At 60.4% G+C, this 4,035-nt stretch carries 3 protein-coding genes; 1 reads left to right on the plus strand and 2 read right to left on the minus strand.

Translation table 11 applies throughout. The features are described from left to right. Nucleotides 1-200 precede the first annotated feature (200 nt). Nucleotides 201-1,022, minus strand: a complete 822-nt coding sequence (locus tag VGM51_01155; GenBank protein HEY3411643.1) for an AraC family transcriptional regulator — start codon at nucleotides 1,020-1,022, stop codon at nucleotides 201-203. Between the two features lie 146 nt (nucleotides 1,023-1,168). Between VGM51_01155 and VGM51_01160 the strand changes: the two genes are divergently transcribed. Next, nucleotides 1,169-2,272: a uroporphyrinogen decarboxylase family protein gene (locus VGM51_01160; GenBank protein ID HEY3411644.1), complete on the plus strand. Its 1,104-nt coding sequence runs from the start codon at nucleotides 1,169-1,171 to the stop codon at nucleotides 2,270-2,272. 157 nt (nucleotides 2,273-2,429) lie between these two features. Here the strand turns inward: VGM51_01160 and VGM51_01165 are convergent. Beyond that, on the minus strand, nucleotides 2,430-4,035 hold a 1,606-nt coding region (locus tag VGM51_01165; GenBank protein ID HEY3411645.1), incomplete at its 5' end, for an IS1182 family transposase.

A 4,035-nucleotide genomic window follows, 5' to 3' on the forward strand; every position in this document is an offset into this window, starting at 1 on the left:
TGTTGATCCGTGCCTGCGAGAGCGTCTGAGCGTTCCCAACTTGGCACCCTGAACCCTTTCTCCGCACGGATACGGTGGCACGACAGGCGCGCCACAGCGGGCGCGCGCTACGGGCGCCAAGCGGAGGTACGGCATGACAACCCGCTACACGTAGCCCGTAACGGTGATGAGATAGTTGAGAAATACTATGGACTCCATCCCTAATCATGCAATGATTCAGACCCGCGGCGCAACTGCTCGCGATAGGTGCTCGGTGAGATGCCCACGTGCTGGGTGAATTGCCGGCTGAAGAAGAACGGGGTGGTATACCCGAGCAGACCGGCAATGTGTTTGATCTCATAATTGGCGAAACGGAGGAGTTTCTTCGCTTCTTCAAGGCGCGCATGAATGATAAATGCGCCGGGCGTCATGCCGATGTGCTGGCGAAACACTCTGATGAAATGATCGGGTGACCAGCAGAGTCCTTGGGCGAACGCGGCAATGGTGTAGGGGGCCCCTGGTTCCTCGATAATGGTGCGGCAGAGTTGCTGGATGCGAGCGCGAGTGGCATCCGTGTCAGGGGCCACCGGATGCTGGTCGGCATGGGCGACTAACAACAACGCTGATTGCACCCAGTGCGCAGCTTGCGCGGCGTCGCCGTGCCCACGCGCGTCGATGGCAAGATCGATGAGCTGGCTCAACAGCGCGGCATTGGGCACGGTGCGGCAATAGGGTAGGTCTTCCAGCGAGACCGCGAGCGGGGCGGCGGAGGCATCGAGGAAGGCAAAGTTGACGGCATGCACGACCAGCGGGTCGCGGTCGTCTTGTGACCCGAAATTCACCTCGTGCATGCGCAGCACAAAACAGCAACCGGCGTGCGCCGGATAGTCCGTCCCCTCTATGCACATGTGACCGTGCCCCTGCACTACCAACCACAGGTGCAGACCGGTCCAATGGTTTTCGAGACTATGCCAGGTCCAGCCCGGTGGGCAATGGAGCGCCTTATGGCCGTCGAACACGGTGAGCGGTAGCTGCAAGTTCATATCGAAATAATATATGCCGGTATCGATTCAGTCAATTCCTTTGTGGGCATCGTTGCGGTATATTATTGCCAGCGATCAGTTGGATGAACGGTTCGCTCGTCACTGCGGACGCACTGGATAGTGTATTAGGGGCGAAGGAGATTTTTATGGAATCCATGACCAGCAAAGAACGCATTATCGTCGCCTTGCATGGGCAACCGACCGATCGTGTCCCATGGTCACCATTCTTGGCGTATATCTGGGAGCATCTCCCGCAGGAGATTCAGACACGCGGGCAGGTGGCGTTCCTGCGCGAAGTCGGCGCGGACCCGCTGTGGCGCGGCGCACCCTGCGCGGTGGTGGCGGAGACGCCTGGCGCCGAACTGCTGACGACGGAGGACGGGGAGCATGTGCGGTATCGGCTGGAGACGCCGGTCGGTACGTTGAACTGGGCACGCCGCGTTTCCGCGGAGGGGAATACGCACTTCCTCAATGAACATCCGCTGAAAACGGCGGAGGATTTCAAGGTGCAACTCTGGGTCGAGGAGCATACGCGGTTCCGGCAAGATCTGACGGCAGCGCACACCCATCTTGCGCAGGATGGACAAGAAGGGCTGTCCATCGGCATGCTCATTCCACGCGGCAAGACGGCGTTTCAGCAATTAATCGAATTTTACGTCGGCACCGAGGAGCTGGCCTACGCGCTGGTCGATTATCCGGAAATCGTCGACGAACTGGTGCAGACGATGGCCGCGAAGAATCTTGAGGCGGTACGACTGGCGGTCGACGCGCCTTACGATTATTTTCTGACCTATGAAGACTCCTCCACGCAGAACTATTCACCTATGCAATACGCCGCCTACATCGCCCCGGAAATACAGCAATACTGCGCGATACTGGCGACGCAGCAGAAATATTATATCCAGCATGCGTGTGGGCATGTACAGGCCATTCTCCCGACCATGATGGAGAGCGGCATCTTTGCCGTGGAAAGCCTCTCGCCGCTCCCGACCGGGAATCTGTCGCTGCGCGCCGCACGCCAGATGGTGGGGAGCAAGGTGGGGATTATCGGCGGCATCGAGCCGGTGCACTTCCTGACGATGGCGTTAGCCGAGTTACCGGCCTATGTGGCACAGGTCATCGCCGACGCGGCGGGTGGACCATTTGTGTTGGCGAATTCTGATTCGTGCCCTCCTGGCGTGACGGTGGAGAAATTTAAAAGCGTCGGGCGAACGGTGCGCGAATTGGCCGGACTGCCGACCACATTCTGACAACGACAAGCTAATGGGCGGTGTGTCGGATCGCTTTCCGGGCGCGCGGCCCTCACCTCCCCGACCTCATCTCCCCGAGGAGAGGAGGAGCTATTGGTAATAACCGTTCCCTACTTTCGCTCCCTTCTCCTCGGGGGGGGGAGCGGATAAAGTCCTATTACGCGGCAAACCGCGATAGATACCGATGCAAACTGATCTTATTATCAAAAATAATGCTGCTGTGACGTCCTGGCCAGCGGTCGCGTCTTGCATACGCGGACCAGACCACATACAGACGCTGTATGCCTTGCCCGAGGGCGTTACACCCTGTTATAAGGGTTGGCGAGAGGGCCTCGGCGCGTGCCAGATACTTCAGCAGCAGGACGCAGTTCCATCCCACGTAACTCAGGAGCGTTTGTTTGGTCGCCACCGGCAAGCCGCGACCCCGGATGCGGCCTCGGCCTCCGTGTTTGGTATAGCTGAACGGCGCTTCGCCCCGCGTCTGGCGTGCGCCGAAACGCGTTTCGGCGTCGAGCGAGTGGGCGCGGTCCGCGTTGGCCTGGAGCACTCCCTCGTCGCGCGACCGATAGACCTTGCGCCCGCGTCGATCCGTGGTACAGCGGCCGAAGTGGGGACAGGCGCGACACGTCGCGCCGGCGGCCCGGTAGACCTGGCGCCCCTCGGGCAGATGGCGTTCGTCGCCGGGTTGCCGGCGCAGGCTGTGCCCGGCGGGACAGTGCAGGGCATCAGACTGGGCATCGCGCACAAAGTCGGTGGGCGCAAAGCCCGGCGCACTCGGTCGGCCCGGCGCGGGGGGACGAATGAAGGGGGTGATCCCCAACGCCTCCACCTCGGCCAAGGTTGCCCCGTCGTGATAGCCTTTATCTGCGGTGACCGTCTCCGGCGCCGGGGCGTGCAATGCGTCCAAGAGGGCACAGGCCTGGTCCAAGGCCGGCAGCAGATCATGCCGATCACTGACCTCGGCCGTCGTGACGTCCACGCCCAGCACCAGGCCGCTCTCCAAGTCGGTGGCGATACTCACCTTATACGCCAGATCGATGTGCCCATCCTTCATTTTCGCCACCCGGGCGTCTGGGTCGGTCGGGCTCACCCAGTCGGTATTGCTCATCGTGGTGGGAGCCGGTTCGCCCGTGGCACGCAACGCGCACTCGTACTCGCGGTAGGTGCAGCCCAGGGTGCGATGGCGCAGGCTATCCAAACTGGCATGGGCCTCCACGGTCGTGCTGTCCACCCCCACATGGCGGCCCGCCAGCATGCCTGCCGTCTGACACTGCGCCAAAATTTGTTTGAAGATGGCGGCAAACATCTCCTCGGGAAACAGCGCCAACGTCTTGCGCAACGTACTTTCATCCGGCGTCTTCTCGGTCAGCGCATAGCCGAGGAATCGTCGGGCTGTCAACGACTCGGCCAGGCGCAAGGCGAGCCGACGGTATTCCGACACCTGCTCAAAGAATCCGAAGAGCAGACATTTAATAAAGACAACCGGATCCAACGACGGGCGGCCCATGGTGGGGGCATACAAGTCGTGCGTCAACTCATAGATAAAGGACCAGTCCACCAGGGTCGCCAATCGCATATAGAACGGATCCTGGGGAATGGTGGCATAGATCTCCACGGTCTGAACAAACAACGGGGGCTGCACGGCATGACGGCGACCTTGACTCATGCGACGCTCCTTCAATGTATCGTTGTCTATAAATTCGACAGGAGACATAAAATACCTCTGAGATGTCAATCTTATCGCCGACTTTATCCGCTCCCCC

It is taken from the genome of Armatimonadota bacterium (assembly GCA_036504095.1).
Taxonomy (GTDB): domain Bacteria; phylum Armatimonadota; class DTGP01; order JAKQQT01; family JAKQQT01; genus DASXUL01.